This is a genomic window from Paraflavitalea devenefica (assembly GCF_011759375.1).
Classification (GTDB): domain Bacteria; phylum Bacteroidota; class Bacteroidia; order Chitinophagales; family Chitinophagaceae; genus Paraflavitalea; species Paraflavitalea devenefica.
Map to the genome: position 1 here is coordinate 152,558 of NZ_JAARML010000008.1, position 16,484 is coordinate 169,041.

The window sequence follows — 16,484 nt, forward strand, 5'->3', positions numbered from 1 at the left end:
TTGACCGTACCTGGTCAAAGGGCTACTATCGGAGTACATGCAAGCAGACAGGAAGAAAGAGACCGTTCAGGGACAAACTGCTCTGCAATATAATAATAATTAAACTTTCTAAGGAAGTGATTTTGCGTAATTTCTCTTTTTTGTTGAACGGGGTAATCATTCCCTGGAAGAAGCGTTTTTATTCCTGCACGGTTTTTGGCATATTTGTGGAAAATGTTCGACATACAACTATGAGAACCATCTTATTTGCCTTATCCTGCTGTTTGTTGGGAAGCTGCGGTTCAACCGGTACCCAACCCAAGACAACCGATACCGATAGCACGCAGGGACCTGCCATCGTGAATGCCGCCGCCCAGGTACCCCCCTTCCGGGATACAGTACAAAAAGCGCCGGTAGCAGAATTCCGGGTAAAAACTGAGAACCCGCTGAATGACTGGTATTTTTCCGTACGCCTGTATGAAACCCGTAAGACCTTTTATTACCTCATCAAGCTGCAGTATGAAGAGATCCAGGGGCAGGACACCCTCAAGCTACCCAACTTCGGCACCATGCCCAGGCCGGAAATCCGCAAGGGGCCGGAGAAGTATTCCTGCATTATAGGTTTTATGGATAAGGACAACCAGTTCCGGGAATATAAGAAGGTATATGTGGCGCCAGGCGACCGGCTGAAGATCACTGCACTGAAACATTATGCGGTAGCTACCTACCAGGAAGAGGCTAGTGGTAAATAGCTAGTGGCTAGTGGGCTATTGCGTCGCAGGTGTATTTACCACTCGCCACTAACCACTCGCTACTTGCCTTCTGCATTGGATACAGTATCTTGTTATTAATATACTATTCTTCATGGAACGACAGATCACATCCTGGTACAGTCCGGCGCTGAATAAAGAAATGCCCGTAGCTGTATATGGTCATTATGGCTTTGCCCTGCTGCTGATCCCTACCGCTGCGGCCGATTACCTGGAGTATGAACGCTTTGGATTAATGGAATCCCTGCGCCCTTTTATTGATGCCGGTAAGGTGAAAGTATTTTCCATCAACAGCATTAATACGGAAAGCTGGATGAATAACGAGATGGAGCCCCGTTATAAAGCCATCCGCCACCGCCAGTGGAATGATTATGTATACCAGGAGGTAGTGCCGTATATACATACCCATACCAGCCACGAAACACCCATTATTGTTTCCGGCGCTTCCTTTGGCGCCCTGCACAGTGCTAACCTGTTCTTTCAACGGCCCGATATCCTTCAGGGCTGCATTTCCATGAGCGGCGTATATGAGCTTACGGAATATACCAAAGGCTATTTTGACGATGATGTGTATTTCAACAGCCCCATGCATTATATGCCCAACCTGACCGACCATTCGATCCTGGAACAGATCAGGCGCAGCCAACATGTACACCTGCTTTCGGGCAGCGGGGATTATGAAGACCCCGAATCGGCCCGTCGCTTTGCCGGCATCCTGTATGGCAAAGGCATTCATTATGAGCTGGACATCTGGGGGCAGGAATGGAAGCATGACTGGCCCACCTGGAAGGCCATGCTGCCGCATTACCTGGGCACGCGGTTTTAAAAGGCAACGAGGTATAGAGGCACTGAGGCAACGAGAAAGCCCCATTCATCTTATACTAATTTACCAAGGAGTTGAATGAAGTCATCGCGGTCAATCATCCGGGCGCCCAGTGATTGCAGGTGATCAGTGTATACCTGGCAGTCTATCAATTGTACGCCCTCGGCCTTTAGTAATTGCACATAACTGATGAAGGCATATTTGCTGGCATTGCTCATTTTGCTGAACATACTTTCACCAAAGAATACTTTCCCCATCCGGATGCCATACAGACCGCCTACGAGTTCATCGCCCTGCCACACTTCGGCGCTATGGGCATAGCCTGCGTAGTGCAGTTTGGTATAGGCATCCTTCACGGCAGGCGTTATCCAGGTGCCTGATTGTCCGGGCCGCTCGATCGTTTTACAGTTGTCAATAACCGCCGTAAACGCTTTGTTGACCGTAAAGGTGAAAGCCTGCCGCTTCAGGAGCTGCTGCATGCTTTTGCTTACTTTCAACTCACCGGGGAATAATACAAATCGGGGATCCGGGCACCACCACAGGATATGCTGACCTTCATACCAGGGAAAGATGCCACTGCGGTAAGCCAGCAATAGCCGTTCCTGCGAGAGATCGCCGCCAATGGCCAGCAGGCCATCAGGTTCAGCCAGGTGAACAGGTGGGAAAAACAGGTCTTTTTCTAATGCAAACAATGGCATGCGGGGTATATTATGCTGCCACTACTTCAATAGTAGCGCCGATACCTCTGTCGGTAATGGCATCACACTGGGGTTTGAGCTCTTCATAGGTACCTTGCTTAACCGCATATTTCCCCTGGAAGTGAATGATGTAGGCGCATTGTTCGGCCTGTTCGGCGCTGTGGCCGCACACTTCTACCAGGGTCTCTATTACCCATTCAAAGGTATTCACCTCATCATTCCACACGATAAGACTACAGGGCTCCTCACTTTCGGTGAGCACATCAACGTCTTCTGCTTCATATGGTCGTGTAGGTCCGTCAAATGCCATAATCTCGGTGTATTGTTGACACAAATGTATAAAATCGGGCGGAGGCTAGCAAGCCTTGGGAAAGTTCTTGTGTACAGGCAATTTTTTGCTGATTGCCGGGGGTTTAATAAAAATATTTATATTTATGTACCTGCCTGTTATGAAGTATCCTACGTAGCGGTACATTAAACTTCACCTTTTTCGATCGTGTTCTGGTTAAGGCTGCCACTAAAATTGATTTATGTCGCAGCAAACTGTTATTTTATTAGGCTCACTGTTTCTCTCTACAGGATTTGCATTATTGGTCTATATCCTGTCAGGCATATCCTTTCCTGCCACCTTATGCACTGTTCTTGCAGTGGCAGGTACCGTCTTTGCACTTGTCTGGCGCAAATCGAAACAAACCGGTAAGCAGGATTATATCAAAAAACACCTCTTCTGCGGTTTGATCAGCGGACTCATTGCCACAGGTTTGTATGATGGGTGCCGCTTTTTATTGATCAAGCTTACCGGCATTCAATTCTGGCCGTTCGACATTTTTACTGTTTTTGGCCAATCCGTTCTGCAATCCGACAGCAGGGGTATTGGCATAGTGATCACCGGGGTGCTTTACCACTTTGCAAACGGGATAGGTTTTGCCATTGCCTATACTTTATTATGGGGAAAAAAGGGGATAGGGGCCGGTCTGGCATTTGCTTTTGCCCTTGAACTGTTAATGGTATCGGTATACCCAGGCTGGCTGCATTTAAAAGCACTGGACGAATTTCTCCAGGTCTCCGTTTTCGGACATATTGTTTACGGAATATCATTGGGCTTCACTGCAAAATATTTACTCACCAAGAAACAGGTCTATGCCATCAACAGAATATGAATTCCGGTCGCCGATGCACCGGTTTAACTGGCTGATATTGCCCTCGCAATTGGGAAAGCTGTCACGCAAATTGCTGGTGTCCTCAACGGATGGTTATTTTATAGCAGCCACCAAAGCCGGGGGGCTCCTCACGCCACTGTTATTTATGGCTGGTTTTGTGTGGGGGTGGTGGCATTTTGGCTACACCTATGTTTACACTGAAAGCCTTTGGTTCCTGGTACTGGCCATAATACTGGGCAGTATCAGCAGTCACCTTGGTTTGGCTTTCACCATAGGCTTTATCCTGGGCGATTTTTTTCTTGCTGATTCACATTATATACGCTACCAGGGTATAACTAAAGTGCTTGCCCTTTTTGTCAGCTATGTTGTTTTGATACTGGTAACTGTAGTGCCGGCCATTATCACCAAGTACCTGGTGGCTGAAATAAAAATGCCTGTCACCTTTGACCTGACCACCCGGCTGGTCATAGCCGGCATACTCTATGCGGCCATTACCTATTTCTATATTTATTTCTGGTCAAAAATGGCGCCGGTGCTTATCCGCCCTGTTTTTACCTGGCATGATTCCCAGCCGACTGTTGAAGCGATCACTGTGATGCAAAACAAAACAAACTGGCTGGTGTGGCCGGGAGTTGTTATGGTTATAATCCGCTTCCTGCTGCAAAGCAGGATGGCATTACAACCGGCTAACCAACCATTTTATACAGCTATAGAAGCCCATTTTTTTACTATTTCTTCCGGAAAAACACTTACTTCTTATATAAACCCATGGGTAAGGACATCCATCTATGCCGGCATCACAGTATTCACACTTTCGGGTATGTTGCTGAACTGGCAATCCATGCTGGTAGTTGGGGCCTTGGTATTTTTCTTCCAGGCGCTTACGGCAGGCCTTATCCCAAGACCACTATGGATCAACAAATGGTCGGAACAAGTATATAAAGTCCCTTCCCTTTTCCGTGTACTCGCTGCTTTCCTGCTCATCTTCCTGATCACAAAATATATTATTGGTAAACTGTGGCAGAACGACCTTGTTTTTTTACCACTGATCATTCCCACCTGCATAGCCTTCCTGATCCTGTTCCTTTTAAATCCCGGTAAACCAGTTAATACCACTACTTATGAAACCAAGGAATAAACAACTGAAAGTTATCCCGGTTATTTTCCTGCTGCTAATGCCGGTGGCTGTATTGGCCGACAATTGCAGCGGATTATTGGATTGCTTTGGCAATATGCGGGCAGCCACTGCCGCCGCCATGGGGCTTGCGCTTTTCGGTGCATTGGTCAGTATGGGGCTGGATTTTATACCCATTGTCGGGACCATCAAAGGTGGCATCGAAGCTATTACGGGACGTGATCTTATTACCGGTCAGCAGTTGTCAGCCTGGGAAAGGGCATTGGGCATTCTTCCTTTTGCAGCCGGATTGGCAGGTGCGGCAACTGCCGCCAGGGCCCTTGATAAAGCTGCCGATACTGTTCGTGCGATGGACAAAACAGGCGATGCAGTGAGAACTGCCGATAAAGCGGCAGATACAGGAAGGGCTATTGATAAAACAGGTGATGCAGGCAGAAACCTGTCAAGGGGTGCAGATGACGTTGCAGGTTTGGGAAAGGAAAAAGTGCCCAATAGTAAATGTACCACGCACGGCGAACCGGTGGATGTGGCTACCGGCAGGGTGTTCACAGAGTCGGTGGATTTTGAGTTGCCAGGCCCTGTTCCGCTTGTATGGGGAAGGATATGGTATGCTGATTCGTTGTACAATGGTCCGCTGGGGCATGGATGGCACCACCGGTATGACATGGCCATACAGGAAAATGAAAAGGATTTCCTCCTGCTTCGGAACTGGGATGGAAGGGATATTTATTTCCGGAAACCTGGTGCAGATGAAAAGATATTGTACCGGAAAGAACGATTGGAATTGTCGCGTGCAGACGAAGGCTATGTTTTGTGGAGTATTGAAAACAGGCTTTATTATTATTTCAAACCGGTCCCGGGTATAAGTGCATTGAAACTGGTAAAGATTGCCAACACCCATCATCACGCTATAACGCTGGAGTATAATGAAAAAGGCTGGCTGAACAAGATGACGGATAGTGCCGGCAGGAAAATAACCATCCTGCTTACAGATGATGGCCATATTACATCCGTTCTCCTCCCCGATCCTCAAAAAAACCGCCAGACCTTTGTAGCTGTCACCTATATGTTTGATAACGATAGTAACCTGGTCCAGGTTACCGACCCGTTGGGTGAGAAGAATGTGTATGAATATACTGATCATTTACTCACCAAACGCATACTGCGCAATGGTATCTGTTTTTACTTCCGGTATGAAGGGAAGCACCCCGATGCGAAGTGCATCAGGACCTGGGGCGATAATGATTTCCTTACGTATGCGTTTCAATATTTTCCGGGAAAAACAATGGTCACCAATTTTCAGGGAGCTGTTTTTGAATACAGCCATAATAATGGCCTGGTTACCATTGAGACCAACAGCCTCGGCGCTGTAAAATTATTTTCCTATAATGAACACAATGAACTGATCGCAGAACAAGATCCGCTCAGCAACACGACCTTGTATGAATACGATGAGCGTGGGAACAGGACATCCGTTCAATACCCCGACGGTTCATCCCTGCATACAGCCTATAAGAACGATCTGGCTGTATATGGAAAGGACCCTAATGGCCACGAATGGAAATGGCAATATGATGATAATGGCAATTTAACTGAAAGAATATTGCCAACAGGCAGCATTTTGAAATATAAATATGAGGCGGGATTACTTGTTGAATTTACCGATGCGGCCAATAACCAATCGAAGTTGGCTTACGATGATCAATATAACCTCAGGCACCTGGTTGGGCCTGACAATAACATCCAGTCGTGGCTGTACGATAATAACGGCCGCTATATCAAATACACCGATCTAAAGGGAAATGAACAATGGGTGGGCTATGACCTGAAAAACCGGGTGGTACAGGTAAATGAGCCGGACGGCAATGAACGTCATTTTACCTATGATGGGGTGGATAATTTACTTTCGGTCAGGGACCGGGAGCAAGATATCCGTTTTGAATATACCCAGCTCAATAGCCTGTCGGCAAAGCACGAAGGAGGCGGCACTGTTAAATATTATTACAACCAGGAGGGTGTTTTAACAGGTATTACCAATCAAAAGGGCGATGACTATACATTTATACTCGATGGAGAGGGATCGGTAATTGCCGAAACAGGATTTGACGGATTGACCCGCCGGTTCACCCGTGACCTTTCGGGAAAGATCGTTGAAATCAACCAGCCGGGCAACCAAAATATACGCTATGATTATGACGTCATGAACAGGGTAGTACGTATTCACTACTCAGATGGCGAAACTTCCACCTTTAATTATGATAAGGCGGGCTTTTTGACTGAAGCCATCAACAACCATAGTAAGGTGACGATGGAATATGATGTATTAGGCAGGAAAATAAAAGAGACCCAGGGGGCGCATATCATCACCACGGCATACGATGTTTTAAACAACCGGACCCGCCTGCGCTCTGATATTGGCGCCGATATACAGTTCCGGTATAATAACAGGGGGGATTTGCAGGAAATTGAATCAGACAGTTGGCAGGCACACATACAATACGATGCATTGGGACTTGAAGTAATGCGCTCATTGCCCGGTAATGTAACGCAGGAGTGGCAACGGGATAAAACGGGGCGGCCACTGGCACAGATCGTAAGGGCAGGCAACCAGGAAAAAAGAAAACGGGTGTATCAATGGCAGGGGCATGACAGGTTGAAGGGAATCACAGATACCTATTCCGGCTTTTCAGGGTTTGATTATGATATTACAGGCAACCTGGCAGGGGCTCAATACAACCATGAAAAGAAACAATACCGCATAGCCGACCTGGCAGGTAACTATTACAAAAAGCCGGAGGCAGATGACCGCATTTATGGCAAAGCAGGCCAGTTGCTGAAAAGCGATGTTTTCAACTATCAATATGATGAATTGGGCAATCTTACTGAAAAGACGGGAAAGGATGGTCAAAAATGGCATTACCGGTGGCATGTAAGTGGTTTCCTTAAAGAAGTGCAGCGGCCTGATGAAGCGATTATCCGCTTTACCTATGATGCGCTGGGCAGAAGAATAGTAAAGCATACCCCACAAAAAGAAGTGCAGTGGATATGGGATGGTGATGTACCCTTGCATGAGCTGCAGCAAAAAAAACTGGCGGAAAACAATATAGATGAATGGCTGACCTGGATTTTCGAGGAAAGCAAGCACTCTCCCACTGCCAGGTTAACAAAAGACCAGCATTATTCTATTCTCACCGATCACCTGGGCACTCCCCTGGAAATGTATGACGGGAATGGAGAAAAAGCCTGGAATAATGAATTGGATATTTATGGTTTTAAACGACATTTGGAAGGCTCTTTGATTGATTGTCCATTCCGCTACCAGGGGCAATATGAAGATGAAGAAACAGGATTGTATTATAACAGGTTCAGGTATTATGACCCTGAAGCGGGCAGTTATATCAGCCAGGATCCGATCAGGAGTAGTGGCGGCACTGCTTTGTATGCTTATGTGCATGATCCCAATGCCTGGATAGATGTTTTTGGTCTTTCACAGACCTATTGGCTTGAAAAAGCGCTGATCGCGGCAGGCCGTATAATGCAACCGGGGCAAACAGCACATCATATTGTGCAGTTGACTAATACTAATTATTATGCCCAACTCTCCCGGGACCTGTTGAGCAGGCATGGCCTGCATCCGGATATTGCCGCCAATGGCGCCCGGCTTTGGGGCACTCATCCGGGCCAGATCAGCATGCCCAATCACCCGGGCCGGGCTACGGCCCGGGCGACTGGTAACTACCATGCCGGCAGGCATATTCATAACCCGGCCAATGATAAGTTGATCCACCGGATCCTTAGTAATGCCGAAAAAAGAGGCATTAACCCGGAAAGAATTCTTGAGGATATCGGTAAAAGAATGGAATCGGGCCAATGGAAAAACAGTATAAGTTGTCATTAAATATAGAAAAATGGACATCGTTAATCATGCAGCAACCGGACAGCTCAGGTCGGATTTGTCGTTGGTACTCCGGGAAAATGAAAAAAACATCAGCCATAAAATTGAACAGGTATTATCTGAAGCAGATCACTGGAAATTTGCAACAGATGAATTTTATTGTCCGGTACCCTATCATAATGAATTGAACAAATTAAAGAAAGGCAGGTTGCTGAAAAATATCAATGAATCCGACCGTTTCAGTAAACAAAACCTGTTTTCTTTCGGCTTTGACCGGTCAGATCAGTTGCGACTGATGCAAAACATGATAGGGAAAGAAGTACGGCTGGGAGTAAATACAAAACTGTATGAGTACGGCCCTTCAGATGAAACAACGTATTACGTGGCCAGGCATTACCCGGGAAAGGATTTTCCCGATAAACTCATTTCTACAGGCCGGTTCAAAAAACTGGACGAAGCTACCAAAATTGATATGGTGGTGGGAAGCGATGGTAATTGGTCGGTTACCTATTACACTTATGATCCCGGTACAGACAGGATTATAAAAGCAACCAGGTATGCGTTGGGATGGAATGGTCAAACTGAATATGATTTTGTATATGAGCATGCAGACCTGTCCAGGATCATGGTTGGCGAAGTGGTTTGGTGGAAATCGAAATAAGGAGCAAACCCCGTATTGCCTATTATTCCTTAATTTTAAGTACCAAAAGCTGAGAAAATCAATATGCCCGGTCAAACTTCTGTACATGAATTCCTACAGCAATATATTCCTGCCTCCAATTCATACAATGAGCTTTATACAGAACAGGGAAAAGTAAGAGCAGACTGGGAGCGCTTTTTTTTGTCGCTGCAGGGTCTTGGGCATCAAGAGATACAAAACCGTACCAATGATATTGTACGGTTGCTGAAGGAAAACGGGGTAGCTTATAATATCTATAACGATCCATCGGGTGAAACCCGCCCCTGGGAACTGGACCCCATTCCTCAATTAATACCGGCATCAGAATGGGCTGTTATCAACAAAGGGCTGGTGCAACGGGCTACTCTTTTTAATTTATTGCTGAAGGATATCTATGGGCCTCAAACACTGATCAAAGAAGGGATTATACCACAGGAATTAATTTATATGCACCCGGGATTTCTGCGATCCTGCATGAATATAAATCTACCGGCACAACAATACCTGGTGTTATATGCTGCAGATATGGGAAGGGGGGCTGATGGCCGGTTATGGATCATTAGTGACAGAACACAGGCGCCCTCGGGTTATGGATATGCCCTGGAAAACCGCTTCGCTATGTCGGGCGTTTTACCGGAGCTGTTTTCCAATCTCCAGGTAAGAAGGCTGTCGCCTTTTTTCGATACCCTGCAACAGGCGCTTAACAGCATTGCTCCCTCAAAAAACGAATCCCCCAGGATCGTCATTCTCACGCCTGGCCCGGAAAATGAAACTTATTTTGAGCACTCTTACCTCTCGGGATACCTTGGCATTACCCTGGTACAGGGGAATGACCTGATGGTAAAAGACAACTTCTTATGGCTGAAAACCATTGAAGGCCTCGAAAAGGTGGACGTTATACTACGCAGGATGGATGATGCGTACTGCGATCCCCTGGAGTTAAAAAGCGACTCGCTACTGGGTGTGCCTGGGTTGCTGCAGGTGGTACGAAAAGGAAATGTAGCTATTGCCAACCCGTTGGGCAGCAGTATTATTGAAAATGCCGGGTTGGTGCCTTTCCTTCACCAGGCTGCACGCCACCTGGTCGGTGAAGAGTTAATCATCCCATCTATCGCTACCTGGTGGTGCGGGCAACCAAAAGAAATGCAGTATGTGATAGACAATCTGCAGCACCTCGTCATCCGCAGGATCTTCCGCAGAACGGCAGGCACCCGCTCTGCTATTGACGGGGCTTCTCTTTCTAAAGAAGATGCAGCCGGGCTGATCAGGGAAATTAAAGCGAATCCCTATTTATATACCGGGCAGGAGAAAATCAATTTTTCATCCACCCCTTCCTGGGGGGGAGGAAAAATTGAGCCCGGACATTCCCTCATCAGGAGTTTCCTGGTAAAAAAAGAGGATGGTTTTATGGCCATGCCAGGCGGGCTTACCCGTACCAGTAATGCAGAAAACAGCTTCATTATTTCCAATCAAACCGGTGGCGTCAGTAAGGACACTTGGGTGCTCTCAGCGGGCGAAGACCATGTACAACCTATAAAATTGCAACTGCAAACGAGCAGCACCTACAATCTGTTGCAAAAAGAGTCGTTGCCAAGCCATACTGCCGAAAACCTGTTCTGGGCCGGGCGCCACACCGAAAGGCTGATCAATAATGCCAGGCTGGTGCGCACCGTTATGCAATTCTTAATGCAACACCAATCGTCTCAACTTCCCGCCACCGGAATCACTAAAAAGTTATTGCTGGAAGCACTTACCCACTGTACCTATTCCTATCCGGGCTTTTTAGCAGGCGATAGTATCGAACAGTACGAAGATCTTATCAACCACCCCTGGGAAGAATTCTCAAAAAATCTATATGATGAAAATAAAAACGGCGGGCTTTCTCAAAACCTGCTATTGTTTAAAAAATCAGTGTATAATGTACGCAGTTTCTTATCAACGGATACCTGGCGTGTGGTAGAACAGATAGCAGAAACATGGCAAAAAGCAAAAAACAGGTCGCAGCATGACCCTATGTCCATGGTGAATGATTTAGACAACCTGAACACCTCTATGTTTGCCTTCCTTGGCATGAACCGGGAGAGCGCCCGGCGTGAACAGGAATGGACAATACTTGACCTGGGTAGAAAGTTTGAACAATCCCTGTTTATTATCCGGCTGCTGCAACAGGTCCTCGATAAAAAACAGGAAGCACAAACAGAGTATGAGTTACTGGAAGCCATGCTGACAGCCACACAAAGTATGACGACCTACCGTTATACTTTCAGGGACCATTTGCAACTTCCCCTGGTGCTGGAACTGATGATGCTGGATATGAACTATTCCAAATCGCTGGCTTACCTGATAGACAAGATCAGGCAACATGTAGCAGCACTGCCCAAACAGGGAAAGGCTCAAACACTGAGCGAGCCGGAGCGGCTTATGCTGGAAGCCCATACACTTTTGCATCTTTCGAACGGGCTTGCATTATGCAAGTTTGAAAACAACGGGCAGGAATACCTTAATTTAAAAGAACTGCTTGGCAGGCTCAACGAATTACTGCTGGAAGCCAACACCGTTATCTCAAAAACCTATTTCAAGCATACTCTTTCACAACAGCAGTTGTTTGTTAAAAGGCTCCTATAAACCCTTTCATGTTATACAGCGTTAAACATACGACCACTTATCTTTATCATGAAACAGTTCCACTGTGCCATAATCTGGCCGTGCTGGCGCCCAGGGATACAGCCAGCCAAACCTGCCGTTCCTTTCAGCTTGATATATCGCCTGTAGCCGAGATCATTGAAGAATACCAGGATTTTTTTGGCAATAAGGTTTTCTACTTCGTGGTAGAACAGGAACATGAAAAACTATCTGTAATCACTACGTCCATTATAGAAAGGAGATCGTCCGGATTGGAACAACAGGCAGTTAGCCTGCAAAGCTGGGAAAGTGTAAAAGACATGCTCCGGTCGTCAACAGGAGATTTTATTCGCGAAAAGCAGTACGCCATTCCTGCAGATATGACCGTCCCGTCGGCAGCCATTAAGCAATATGCTTCACCATCGTTTACGCCACGACGCCCTTTGTTTGAAGCTGTTTCAGACCTGATGCGGCGTATCTATACCGACTTCACCTACACTTCCGGTTTTACTACCGTATCCACTCCGCTATCGGTGGTAATGAAAGAAAGAAAGGGAGTGTGCCAGGATTTTGCCCACCTGGGCATTGCCTGTTTACAATCCATGGGACTGGCAGCCAAATATATCAGCGGTTATTTGGAAACTATTCCTCCGCCAGGAAAGGAAAAACTGGCAGGCGCCGATGCCTCCCATGCCTGGTTTTCTGTATATATTCCCGAAATGGGCTGGGTAGATTTTGACCCCACCAATAACAAAATACCTGATGAACAATATATCGTCATTGGCTGGGGAAGAAATTATTTTGATATTGTTCCTCTGCGCGGTGTTATTATGAGCAGCGATCAGCACCAGCTCTTTGTTTCGGTTGATGTGAAGCGCATTACCACATAAAACTTTTCTTTTTCCGCAGGTCGAGCGTGCAGGGAAACTCGCTGTTGATCTCCGGTACCGGCGCATCGTATAAGAAAGGCTGCCGGTTATTCTCCACATAATGCTGCATGATGGAAAGATAAGACCGCACAAACTGCTGTCCCTGTGTATGACTGGTATTGCCAAACCGGCTGATACGGCGGGATTCTGCTTCAAAACTGTTTACCGGGAATGTATCATAACTTCTGCCGCCGGGGTGAGAAACATAATACGTACAACCCCCGATGGAGCGGCCATTCCAGGTATCTACCATATCAAAAGTCAACGGCGTATCCACCCCAATAGTTGGATGCAGGGCGCTGGGCGGCTGCCAGGCCCGGTACCGGATGCCGCATACAAATTCTCCTTTTACGCCTGTAGCCGTTAATGGCACCCTGCTCCCGTTGCATAACAAAATATGCCGGCTGTCCACCATACCTTTCAGTTTTACCTGTACCCTTTCAAGAGAAGAATCAACAAACCGGGCAGTACCGGTATTGGACATCTCTTCGCCCAGCACATGCCAGGGTTCTATGCCCATGCGTAGCTCCATTTCAATATCCCGGATCGTTACAGAACCATAATGCGGGAACCGGAATTCAAAGAATGCATTGAACCAGTTAATATCAAATGAGTACCCTTCCTTATTTAAATATTCCACCACATCCACCATATCCTCCTTTACAAAATGCGGCAACAGGTATTTGTCATACAAAGCAGTTCCCCACCTCACCAGTTTATGCTTATAGGGCTTTTTCCAGAATGCAGCAATGAGGGCCCGGATAAGCAGTGACTGTAAGAGACTCATGTGTTTGTGGGGCGGCATATCAAAACCACGGAATTCCAGGATGCCCAGCCTGCCGGAAGATGAATCAGGTGAATATAACTTGTCAATACAAAATTCCGACCGGTGTGTGTTGCCGGTAATATCGGTGAGTAAATGACGGAATATCCTGTCTGTTATCCAGAAAGGAATGAAGCCTTTCTCGGGCACCTGGCTGAAAGCGATCTCCATTTCATATAAGTTATCCTCCAGCCCCTCATCTATCCGCGGCGCCTGGCTGGTAGGGCCAACAAAGGCCCCGGAAAATAAATAGGACAATGCAGGATGGTGTTGCCAGAAAGTGATCAAACTGCGCAGCAGATCGGGCCTTCTCAGCAAAGGGCTGTTGGCAGGCGATGAACCGCCAATAGTAATATGGTTGCCACCGCCTGTTCCGGTATGCCTTCCATCGAGCATGAACTTTTCAGTGCCTAATCTTGAAAGGCGGGCCTGCTCATATAATACATCGGTATTATAACAAAGCTCCTTCCAGCTTTTGGCAGGATGAATGTTTACCTCTATCACACCCGGATCGGGCGAAACCACCAGCCGCTCCAGGCGGTTATCGCGGGGTGGTTCATACCCTTCTATACGCACCGGCATTTGCAGTTTGGCGGCAGTGGCTTCTATGGAAGCCATCACATCGAGATAATGCTCCAGGTAATGCATGGGCGGAATAAAAAGGTATAAAATTCCGTTCCTTATTTCCGCGCTCAATGCTGTTTTAATAGTGGTTACTTCAAACGTAATGTCCGGTTCTGGTTCCGGCGGATCTTCTTTTTTAGCAGGTGTTTTGCCTTTCTTTGCTGGTTCTGTAACAGGCGCCTCAGTTACCTGGTGTATTACCCGCTGGGGTGGTTCCTCGTGTACTGTAATGGTCCCGTAACGTGCGGTGATGGTATCGTGAAAAAAATCCAATGCGGGCATCTCTTCAAACAAACTGCGTTCTACCTGCTGAGGCATTTTTGCTTTGGCCACTACCGGCAATGAGTCCAGCGGCAGGCGGAGGCCAATGGGGGAATTGCCGGGTATCAAATAAAGATGCTCCCGGTTGAACACCCATTTGCAGCTAAGCCATTTATTATTCCAGTAATTCCATTGCAGGGGTAATACATAACCCACCGGATCGCCCAGACCCTGGTTAAGTAATTGCGTCAATGTCCTTCTTTCCAGGGGATCCTTCAGATTGGCCTTGAGCGGATCAACATTCACGGGGTTCTTTCCTTCTGTCCACAAAAAATAAAACACATCTTCATAGGCCGGACTTGCATTTTCCGGGCTCACAGCCAGGTGCCTGGCCAATTCTTTTATAAATATCTCCGCATCTTTGCCAGTCAGGTTTTGGGATGTCTTTTCATGGGCAATCAGGTTAATGTTTTTCCATACCGGGTAGCCATCCTTTCTCCAGTATAAACCATATTGCCAGCGGGGCAAAGGTTCTCCCGGATACCATTTCCCCTGTCCGTAATGGATCAACCCGCCAGGGCCAAATTTGTCCCGTAAACGAAATATCAGGTCGTGCGACAAAATCCTTTTCTCATAGCCGTCCGCTGCTGTATTCCATTGCCCCGATTCCATATCGTCAATAGCAACAAAAGTAGGCTCGCCACCCATCGTAAGCCGCACATCGTTCACCTCAAGGTCTTTATCTACCTGGCAACCGATCGCATTAATGGCCACCCACTGTTCTTCAGAAAATGGTTTGGTCACACGGGGATCTTCATAAATACGCGTAACCGTATTTTCAAAGGAAAAGCTTACCTCACATTTATCGGTGGCGCCTACAACCGGTGCCGCACTTGCATAGTCGGCTGTGCAGGCCAGTGGTATGTGGCCCTCCCCCGCAAACAAACCCGATGTGGGGTCCAGGCCAATCCAGCCGGCCCCGGGCACATACACTTCAGCCCAGGCATGCAGGTCGGTAAAATCTGCTTCAGGGCCCGAAGGACCGTCTAATGACTTTTCATCTGTTTTTAACTGCACCAGGTAGCCAGATACAAAACGGGCAGCCAACCCTGCATGGCGCAATACATGCACCAGCAGCCAGGCCGAGTCCCTGCAGGATCCCAATGCCCTGGTAAGTGTTTCATCCGGGGTTTGCACGCCGGGCTCCATCCGGGTAGTATAAGCAATGTCTTTATTCAGTTGCTGGTTAAGGGCAACGAGGAAATCAACAATACGTGTTTTCCTGCTGCTATCAACATACCGGTCAACCCATTTTTTTAATAAAAAACCATCCTCCCTGTGTTCGAGGTAGGGCGCCAACTCTTTTGCGAGTAGGGGGGAATAGGCAAAGGGGTACTCTTCAGCATATTCTTCCACAAAAAAATCAAAAGGGTTAATGACCTGCAAATTGGCAATCACTTCCACCTCTATTTCCATCGACTTTGTTTTTTCGGGAAAAACCACCCTTGCCTGGTAATTACCAAAAGGGTCCTGCTGCCAGTTTATAAAATGATCTGCGGGTTTCAGTTTAAAGGAGTAGGCTTCGATGGCAGTACGGGAATGCACAGCAGGCCGCAAACGGAATAGATGGGGAGACAAAGACACCGGCCTGTCATAACTGTAGGTAGTTTTGTGCCGTACTGCCACACGTATTGCCATAAAGCTTAGTTTGGTTAAGTGAATGGCAATACAATCTTCTCTTAAATTTAAGGGAAAACTGTGATTTAAAAACTGATTTGTGATTTTGGAGGACAACCTGCGCCATGTTTCATGAACTGCTATCAATTAATAGGTTATGGGCATGCTTTTTTAAAAAAATAGCAGAAAAAACAGGAAAAAGTTTTGTAGTAATTATTCAACCCTTATCTTTGCACTCCCAAAACAATAATACGGTACAGCGAAAAGGAAAAATGAGGGAAGTTTTGGAGAAGGGAGTTTAGCTCAGTTGGTTCAGAGCATCTGCCTTACAAGCAGAGGGTCGGCGGTTCGAGCCCGTCAACTCCCACAAAAAAAGGATCATTACTTACAGTAGTGATCCTTTTTTGTT

At 46.9% G+C, this 16,484-nt stretch carries 11 protein-coding genes and 1 tRNA gene; 9 read left to right on the forward strand and 3 right to left on the reverse strand.

Annotated elements, in window-relative coordinates; genetic code table 11:
• Positions 1-230 precede the first annotated feature (230 nt).
• Together HB364_RS30885 and HB364_RS30890 are read left to right on the forward strand one after the other, a co-directional pair.
• Positions 231-731: a hypothetical protein gene (locus HB364_RS30885; RefSeq protein WP_167292307.1), complete on the forward strand. Its 501-nt coding sequence runs from the start codon at positions 231-233 to the stop codon at positions 729-731.
• Positions 732-843: 112 nt separating this feature from the next.
• On the forward strand, positions 844-1,575 hold the full coding sequence (locus HB364_RS30890) for an esterase family protein (protein ID WP_167292308.1): 732 nt from the start codon (positions 844-846) through the stop codon (positions 1,573-1,575).
• 50 nt (positions 1,576-1,625) lie between these two features.
• Here HB364_RS30890 and aat read toward each other — a convergent pair whose 3' ends face one another.
• The gene (gene aat, locus HB364_RS30895) at positions 1,626-2,270 is read right to left on the reverse strand and encodes a leucyl/phenylalanyl-tRNA--protein transferase (RefSeq protein WP_167292309.1); all 645 of its coding nucleotides are present in this window, start codon (positions 2,268-2,270) and stop codon (positions 1,626-1,628) included.
• A 10-nt stretch (positions 2,271-2,280) separates the two neighbouring features.
• Positions 2,281-2,580, reverse strand: a complete 300-nt coding sequence (locus HB364_RS30900; RefSeq protein ID WP_167292310.1) for an ATP-dependent Clp protease adaptor ClpS — start codon at positions 2,578-2,580, stop codon at positions 2,281-2,283.
• A gap of 220 nt (positions 2,581-2,800) precedes the next feature.
• On the opposite strand from HB364_RS30900, the gene HB364_RS30905 reads away from it, so the two are divergent.
• From HB364_RS30905 to HB364_RS30930, 6 genes are all read left to right on the forward strand, one after another.
• Entirely contained in the window at positions 2,801-3,430 is a 630-nt protein-coding gene (locus HB364_RS30905; protein ID WP_167292311.1) for a DUF6789 family protein, read from the forward strand.
• Complete coding sequence (locus tag HB364_RS30910) at positions 3,411-4,568, forward strand: hypothetical protein (protein ID WP_167292312.1); 1,158 nt, start codon at positions 3,411-3,413, stop codon at positions 4,566-4,568. Before HB364_RS30905 ends, HB364_RS30910 begins: the two co-directional genes overlap by 20 nt.
• Positions 4,552-8,463, forward strand: coding sequence for an RHS repeat-associated core domain-containing protein (locus tag HB364_RS30915; RefSeq protein WP_167292313.1), 3,912 nt, complete (start codon positions 4,552-4,554; stop codon positions 8,461-8,463). Before HB364_RS30910 ends, HB364_RS30915 begins: the two co-directional genes overlap by 17 nt.
• Positions 8,464-8,473: 10 nt before the next feature.
• On the forward strand, positions 8,474-9,121 hold the full coding sequence (locus tag HB364_RS30920) for a hypothetical protein (RefSeq protein WP_167292314.1): 648 nt from the start codon (positions 8,474-8,476) through the stop codon (positions 9,119-9,121).
• Between the two features lie 63 nt (positions 9,122-9,184).
• Entirely contained in the window at positions 9,185-11,764 is a 2,580-nt protein-coding gene (locus HB364_RS30925; protein WP_167292315.1) for a circularly permuted type 2 ATP-grasp protein, read from the forward strand.
• A gap of 8 nt (positions 11,765-11,772) precedes the next feature.
• On the forward strand, positions 11,773-12,651 hold the full coding sequence (locus tag HB364_RS30930; protein WP_167292316.1) for a transglutaminase family protein: 879 nt from the start codon (positions 11,773-11,775) through the stop codon (positions 12,649-12,651).
• Here the strand turns inward: HB364_RS30930 and HB364_RS30935 are convergent.
• Positions 12,641-16,096, reverse strand: a complete 3,456-nt coding sequence (locus tag HB364_RS30935) for a transglutaminase family protein (protein WP_167292317.1) — start codon at positions 16,094-16,096, stop codon at positions 12,641-12,643. The genes HB364_RS30930 and HB364_RS30935 overlap by 11 nt on opposite strands.
• A gap of 271 nt (positions 16,097-16,367) precedes the next feature.
• Here HB364_RS30935 and HB364_RS30940 point away from each other — a divergent pair.
• Positions 16,368-16,442, forward strand: a tRNA-Val gene (locus tag HB364_RS30940).
• Positions 16,443-16,484 lie beyond the last annotated feature (42 nt).

Coding starts and splice junctions, on each gene's coding strand:
- HB364_RS30920 (WP_167292314.1), top strand. CDS start 8,474: ATGGACATCGTTAATCATGCAGCAACCGGACAGCTCAGGTCGGATTTG.
- HB364_RS30930 (WP_167292316.1), top strand. CDS start 11,773: ATGTTATACAGCGTTAAACATACGACCACTTATCTTTATCATGAAACA.
- HB364_RS30885 (WP_167292307.1), top strand. CDS start 231: ATGAGAACCATCTTATTTGCCTTATCCTGCTGTTTGTTGGGAAGCTGC.
- aat (WP_167292309.1), bottom strand. CDS start 2,270: ATGCCATTGTTTGCATTAGAAAAAGACCTGTTTTTCCCACCTGTTCAC.
- HB364_RS30910 (WP_167292312.1), top strand. CDS start 3,411: ATGCCATCAACAGAATATGAATTCCGGTCGCCGATGCACCGGTTTAAC.
- HB364_RS30905 (WP_167292311.1), top strand. CDS start 2,801: ATGTCGCAGCAAACTGTTATTTTATTAGGCTCACTGTTTCTCTCTACA.
- HB364_RS30935 (WP_167292317.1), bottom strand. CDS start 16,096: ATGGCAATACGTGTGGCAGTACGGCACAAAACTACCTACAGTTATGAC.
- HB364_RS30915 (WP_167292313.1), top strand. CDS start 4,552: ATGAAACCAAGGAATAAACAACTGAAAGTTATCCCGGTTATTTTCCTG.
- HB364_RS30925 (WP_167292315.1), top strand. CDS start 9,185: ATGCCCGGTCAAACTTCTGTACATGAATTCCTACAGCAATATATTCCT.
- HB364_RS30890 (WP_167292308.1), top strand. CDS start 844: ATGGAACGACAGATCACATCCTGGTACAGTCCGGCGCTGAATAAAGAA.
- HB364_RS30900 (WP_167292310.1), bottom strand. CDS start 2,580: ATGGCATTTGACGGACCTACACGACCATATGAAGCAGAAGACGTTGAT.